Origin of the sequence: Candidatus Caccoplasma merdavium (assembly GCA_018715595.1) — a bacterium.
In the GTDB taxonomy this organism is placed as follows: domain Bacteria; phylum Bacteroidota; class Bacteroidia; order Bacteroidales; family UBA11471; genus Caccoplasma; species Caccoplasma merdavium.
The window spans coordinates 23,109-29,332 of sequence record DVLI01000023.1 but is presented as its reverse complement, the minus strand read 5'-3'; the positions used below and the strand labels follow the sequence as shown (position 1 = coordinate 29,332).

The following is a 6,224-nucleotide window of genomic DNA, read 5'->3' as shown; positions in this document are numbered from 1 at the left end:
GTTCGTCGTAGTATTCGTTGCTGAGACGCTCTTCGGCGACAACGATGTCGGTCTCGGTCGAGGGTTGGCTCGGGGAGAAGATGCGCACCATGAGGGCGATGCCGGCAAACATGGCGGCCATGTAGATCCACGGTTGCAGGCGTGTCCACAGGGAGACGGGTTGTGCCTTGGGTTGTTCCATTTCGGGCAATTGTTCCATGATACGGGAGGCAAATTGCTCGAAGTATGCCTCGTCCGGCTCGGTAAGTCCGGTCCGACGGTCGATCTTCTGCCAAATTTCTTTTTTAGTTCCCATATGATTTGCCTTTGAATGATTTTCGATGGTTAGACTGCTTTCTTTGCACAAGGTTTAATCGGCCGATGTTAAATATTCTTCTATTTTTTTGACGGCGTGGTGGTAGGAGGCTTTCAGGGCACCGACCGAGGTACCGAGAATGCGGGAAATATCTTCGTATTTCATCTCGTCGAAGTAGTGCATGTTGAAGATGAGGCGCTGTTTCTCGGGCAGCCGCAGTATGGCCTCTTGCAGCAGGCGTTGTATTTCTTCTCCGTCGAACCATTCGTCGCTTTCGAGCCGTTCGGCCAGAAATGAATCGTCTCCGTCGATGGGTACGTTGTTTTGTTGGCGTTGCCGGGCCAGGAAGGTGAGGGTCTCGTTTACCGCGATGCGGTAGAGCCAGGTCGACAGGCGAGCCTCGGCGCGAAAGTAGGCGATGCTCGACCATGCCTTCATGAAGGTGTTTTGCAACAGGTCGTCGGCGTCGTCGTGCGAAATCACCATCTTGCGTATCTGCCAGTAGAGCGATTGGCTGTAATGCCTCACGACCAGTGCGAATGCTTCCCGGCAATGTTTCGGGTCTTGCAACTGGGCGACGATAATCTCTTCGTTGTATTCGGGCAACATACGTTTTTCCGGCTTCTTGTTTTGAGGCGGTAAAGATAGGAAGAAAAAATGAATTTTCTCTTCTTCTGCTTTTGACGATGATTCTGCGGTTAGACGCGAAACGGGAAAAAAGGTTTAAAGTCCTTTCTCTTTTTTATGCAAAAAGCCCGGCAACGCCGGGCTTTTTGCATTATGTTGGGGGAAAGATGGGCTCGGAGGTTATCCGTAGACGATTTCTCCCGTTTCGGGGTTGCGGTATTCGTCGAAACTCTTGTTATACTGGTCCATGGCGCGCAGGCTCATGCCCATGCTCGAAAATCCGCCGTCGTGATAGAGGTTCTGCATAGTCACCTTGCGGGTGAGGTCAGAGAACATCACGATGCAGTAATCGGCACATTCGGCGGCATTGGCGTTGCCCAGGGGTGACATGCGGTTGGCGAAGTCCATCAGCGAGTTCATGCCTTTGACACCGCTACCGGCGGTGGTCATCGTGGGCGATTGCGAGATGGTGTTGATGCGCACGTTCTTTTCGCGACCGTAGATGTATCCGAAGCTGCGGGCAATCGATTCCAAGAGGGCTTTGGCATCGGCCATGTCGTTGTATCCGAAGAGGGTACGTTGGGCGGCAACGTACGAGAGGGCGACTACCGAGCCATATTCGTTGATGGCGTCGAGTTTCTTGGCGACTTGCAACATTTTGTGGAAGGAAATGGCCGAGATGTCGAGGGTCTTGTCGAGCAGGCTGTAATCGAGATCGTCGTAGGGACGTTTCTTACGCACGTTGGGCGACATGCCGATGGAGTGCAGAACGAAGTCGATTTTCCCGCCCAGCACTTCGACCGAGCGTTTGAACACGTTTTCGAGGTCTTCTACGCAGGTGGCGTCGGCGGGAATCACTTCGGCGTGAAGTTTCTCGCTCAACTCCGACACTTGTCCCATGCGCACGGCGACCGGCGTATTCGACAATGTGATGGTTGCACCTTCTTCCACGGCTCTTTCGGCCACTTTCCATGCGATAGACATGTCATTAAGGGCTCCGAAAATAATGCCTCGTTTCCCTTTCAATAAGTTATTGCTCATAAATTTCGTTTTTTATCCGACGTGAGTTGCACATTTTTGCGCAATTTGTGCCGGTTTTTTAACGTCGCAAAGGTACATTATTTTTTCTATCCGGCAATCTTTTGTCGCGTAATTTGCGCATTCAGGCAAGGAGATTTTCCTGTAAGACAAAAACTTTTCTCGTCGGGGGCGTGTTTTTGTAACGAGATTTTTGGCGCAACCGCGCCAAAAAACAAAAGATTGTGATATATTTGTGAAATCAACCAATGACCATTTTTAATTACTCTGTTACCATGAAATCGTATGTCGTAGGAATCGATATAGGCGGCACCAACACCAAGTTGGGCATTGTCGACAGTCGCGGTACTGTCTTGGCCAAGGATTCCATCAAAACCAACAAGCACCAGCGCATCGAAGATTATATCCAGGATTTGCACCAAGCCTTCTTGTCGCTGGTCGAATCTCAAAATCTCGACGGGGAAATTGTGGGGATAGGTGTGGGTGCACCCAATGCCAACTATTTCAAAGGAACCATCGAAGGTGCGGTAAATCTGCCTTGGAAGGGCGTTGTACCTTTTGTCAAGCTCATGGAGGAGGTGTTCCATATACCCGTGCGCATCACCAATGACGCCAATGCGGCGGCCATCGGTGAGATGACCTACGGTGTGGCGCGCGGCGTCAAGGATTTTATCATGATTACCCTCGGTACCGGAGTGGGAAGCGGTATCGTGGCCAATGGCCAACTTGTCTACGGCAGTGACGGAAATGCCGGCGAGTTGGGTCATGTCATCGTGCGACCCAACGGTCGCCTGTGCGGTTGCGGCCGCTCGGGCTGTCTCGAAACCTACACCTCGGCCACCGGTGTGGCCCGCACGGCCCGTGAGTTCCTCGAATTGCAACGTGTCGAGAGCCTCCTGCGGCGCATACCCGTGCAAGACATCACCTCGAAAGATGTCTACGACGCCGCCATGGCCGGAGATGCCTTGGCCAAGGAAATCTTTGAATACACGGGAAAAATCCTGGGCGAGGCTTTCGCCAGCTTCGTGGCATTTTCGAGCCCCAAGATGATTGTGCTCTTCGGCGGGCTTACCCATGCCGGAGACCTCATCATGCGTCCCATCAAGGAAGCCATGGAAGACAACCTGCTCAATATCTATAAAGGAAAAGTCGAACTGGTTCTCTCGCAACTCAACGAGGCCGACGCCGCCATTCTCGGTGCCAGTGCCTTGGGCTGGGAAGCCGCGCAGTGACAGGAAAGGCCGTTGTGCAGAAACCTGAAAAGAGGGAATGCGTCGTGTCCTCACGACGCATTCCCTCTTTTGTCTCCGAAGGTGCGACACGCTGCCCGGCGTAAACCCTGCAATGCCGCACAAAAAAGTTGTCTTTCAAAACTTTTGTCTCGTCGGCGGGTGTACCGTATTATTTTGTATCTTTGTCGAGTCAGAAAACCCAAAGCATGATAGAACGCGTCATAATTCTTGAAAATGTCGACCCCGTCATATTTTATGGCTTGAACGACAGTAACATGCAACTGTTGCGCACCTTGTTTCCCAAGTTGCGCATCTTGGCGCGCGGGCTGGTGGTGAAAGCCATCGGCGATGAGGTGGAGATGGCTCTCTTTGAAGAAAAGGTGAATGAGCTCATTCGCTACTGTGCCGAATATAACCTGCTCAATGAATCGGTGATTATCGACATCGTGAAGGGAAACCGTCCGCCCGAGGTGAAAAAAGACAACCTTATCATACACGGGGTCAACGGACGGCCCATCGTCGCCCGTTCAGAAAACCAGCAACGGCTGGTCAAGGCTTTCGACGAGAACGACCTCGTCTTTGCCCTCGGCCCGGCCGGTTCGGGCAAGACCTATGTGGCCATAGCCTTGGCCGTTCGAGCCTTGAAAAACAAGGAGGTGAAGAAGATTATCCTCAGCCGTCCGGCCGTCGAAGCCGGCGAGAAACTCGGTTTCCTCCCCGGCGACATGAAAGAGAAAATCGACCCCTATCTGCAACCGCTTTACGACGCCCTGCAAGACATGATTCCTGCGACCCGCCTCAAAGAGTTGATGGACAACAACGTCATACAGATTGCTCCGCTTGCCTTCATGCGTGGCCGTACCCTGGGCGAAGCCGTCATCATTCTCGACGAGGCCCAAAACACCTCGACCCACCAGATAAAAATGTTCCTCACCCGCATGGGACTCAACGCCAAGATGATTGTCACCGGCGACATGAGCCAGATCGACCTGCCCCCCTCGCAGCGTTCGGGACTGTCGCAGGCCATCGAGCTGCTGCACGACGTGCCCGGCATCGGCAAGGTGCAGTTCTCCAAGAAGGACATCGTGCGCCACAAACTCGTGCAGCGCATTGTCGAGGCTTACGACGCCTATGACGAGAAATGCCGGCAGCAACGCCTGTGGAAAGAAAACGAGGAGAGCCTGCGAGCCGGGAAAGATGAGTCCTGCACCCAAAAACAAAGAACCTAAATATGTAAAGAATATGGAAAAAGCATTGGTAAAAACCGATTTTCACTTTCCGGGACAGAAAAGCGTGTACCACGGAAAAGTGCGTGATGTGTATAACATCAACGACGAACTGTTGGTTATGGTGGCCACCGACCGCATATCGGCCTTTGACGTGATTCTTCCCAAAGGCATTCCCTTCAAAGGTCAGATGTTGAACCAGATTGCCGCCAAGTTCCTCGATGCGACAACCGACATCTGTCCCAACTGGAAAGTGGCTACCCCCGACCCCATGGTGACCGTCGGTGTGCTGTGCCAGGGATTCCCCGTGGAGATGATCGTGCGCGGATATTTGTGCGGAAGCGCCTGGCGTGCCTACAAGAGCGGTGTACGCGAAATCTGTGGCGTGAAACTGCCCGAAGGCATGAAGGAAAATCAGAAATTCCCCGAGCCCATCATCACCCCCACGACCAAGGCCGAGATAGGGGAGCACGACGCCGACATCTCCAAAGAAGAGATTCTGGCCCGCGGACTGGCTACGCCCGAGGAGTATGCCTTGCTCGAAAAATATACGATGGAACTCTTCAAACGCGGTACGCAGATTGCCGCCGAGCGCGGACTGATTCTTGTCGACACCAAGTATGAGTTTGGCAAACACGACGGGAAAATCTATCTCATGGACGAAATCCATACCCCCGATTCGAGCCGTTATTTCTATTCCGAAGGCTACGAAGAGCGTTTTGCCAAAGGCGAACCGCAGAAACAGCTCTCCAAAGAGTTTGTCCGCGAGTGGCTTATGGACAACGGCTTCCAAGGAAAAGCCGGCCAGCAGGTACCCGAAATGACCGATGCCATCGTCACCTCCATCAGCGACCGCTACATCGAACTCTATGAGCACATTGTTGGTGAGAAATTTGTCAAAGCCGATACCGAAGACGTGGCCGCCCGCATCGAGAAGAATGTGACCGAATTTTTGAATAACCGGAAATAACTCCTCTTTTTGAATGACCGGCGTGTGGAGAGAACATCTTCTCTCCGCACGCCGTCATTTCTCCAATCCCCATTACAGGCAAGATGACCGAAAAGCCGCACCATAATCCCGAGACGATACTTCCTTATGACAGCGATGAGAGCAAGGAGGTGCAGGTGCAACGCATGTTCGATGCGATAGCACCGGTCTATGACCGCATGAACCGCCTCATGACCTTCGGCCTCGATCGCGGGTGGCGCAAAACGGCCTTGAAGATGCTCCGGCGCTATCACCCCCGTCGCATACTCGATGTGGCCACGGGCACGGGCGACCTCCCTTTTATGATGTGCCGCATGCTCGATGCCCCCTCCATAACGGGCATCGACCTTTCCGAGGGCATGCTGGCCATTGCCCGTGAGAAGTGCCGGGAACAGCAACTGCACGACGCTGTCGTTTTTGAAAAGCAGGATTGTCTTTCGCTAACCTTCCCCGATGCCTCTTTCGATGCCGTGACGGTGGCCTTTGGCGTGCGTAATTTCAAGCGACTGAGCCAAGGTTTTGCCGAGATGTACCGGGTGTTGAAACCCGGGGGAATATTGATGGTGATAGAGTTGTCGACTCCGACACAATTTCCGTTTGCGCAAGGGTACCGGTTTTATGCCCGTCGGGTCATACCCATGTTGGGGCGTTTGTTTTCGAGCGACAAGCAGGCATACACCTATTTGCCCCGTTCGGTCGAAGCCGTTCCGCAGGGCGAAGAGATGTTGTCGATATTTCGTAAAGCAGGGTTTGGAGAGGTTTCTTACCGTCCGCTCACGCGGGGAGTATGCACCATCTATATAGGGAAGAAGTAGGAT

At 53.1% G+C, this 6,224-nt stretch carries 7 protein-coding genes; 4 read left to right on the top strand and 3 right to left on the bottom strand.

Annotated features, from left to right (window positions below):
• The 3 genes from IAD09_07915 to IAD09_07905 all read right to left on the bottom strand — a co-directional run.
• Positions 1–295 (bottom strand): hypothetical protein (locus IAD09_07915; GenBank protein ID HIT82145.1); only part of this gene is annotated, 295 nt, incomplete at its 3' end.
• 54 nt (positions 296–349) lie between these two features.
• Complete coding sequence (locus IAD09_07910) at positions 350–901, bottom strand: sigma-70 family RNA polymerase sigma factor (GenBank protein HIT82144.1); 552 nt, start codon at positions 899–901, stop codon at positions 350–352.
• 201 nt (positions 902–1,102) lie between these two features.
• Entirely contained in the window at positions 1,103–1,963 is an 861-nt protein-coding gene (locus IAD09_07905; GenBank protein HIT82143.1) for an enoyl-ACP reductase, read from the bottom strand.
• A 245-nt stretch (positions 1,964–2,208) separates the two neighbouring features.
• Between IAD09_07905 and IAD09_07900 the strand changes: the two genes are divergently transcribed.
• The 4 genes from IAD09_07900 to ubiE all read left to right on the top strand — a co-directional run bounded on the left by IAD09_07900 (position 2,209) and on the right by ubiE (position 6,221).
• Positions 2,209–3,192 (top strand): ROK family protein, encoded by a 984-nt coding sequence (locus tag IAD09_07900; GenBank protein HIT82142.1) that lies wholly within the window; start codon positions 2,209–2,211, stop codon positions 3,190–3,192.
• A gap of 206 nt (positions 3,193–3,398) precedes the next feature.
• Positions 3,399–4,421: a PhoH family protein gene (locus IAD09_07895; GenBank protein HIT82141.1), complete on the top strand. Its 1,023-nt coding sequence runs from the start codon at positions 3,399–3,401 to the stop codon at positions 4,419–4,421.
• Positions 4,422–4,434: 13 nt separating this feature from the next.
• A complete protein-coding gene (locus IAD09_07890; protein ID HIT82140.1) occupies positions 4,435–5,388 on the top strand; it encodes a phosphoribosylaminoimidazolesuccinocarboxamide synthase in 954 nt (317 codons plus the stop codon).
• Between the two features lie 83 nt (positions 5,389–5,471).
• Positions 5,472–6,221, top strand: a complete 750-nt coding sequence (gene ubiE / locus IAD09_07885) for a bifunctional demethylmenaquinone methyltransferase/2-methoxy-6-polyprenyl-1,4-benzoquinol methylase UbiE (protein ID HIT82139.1) — start codon at positions 5,472–5,474, stop codon at positions 6,219–6,221.
• Positions 6,222–6,224 lie beyond the last annotated feature (3 nt).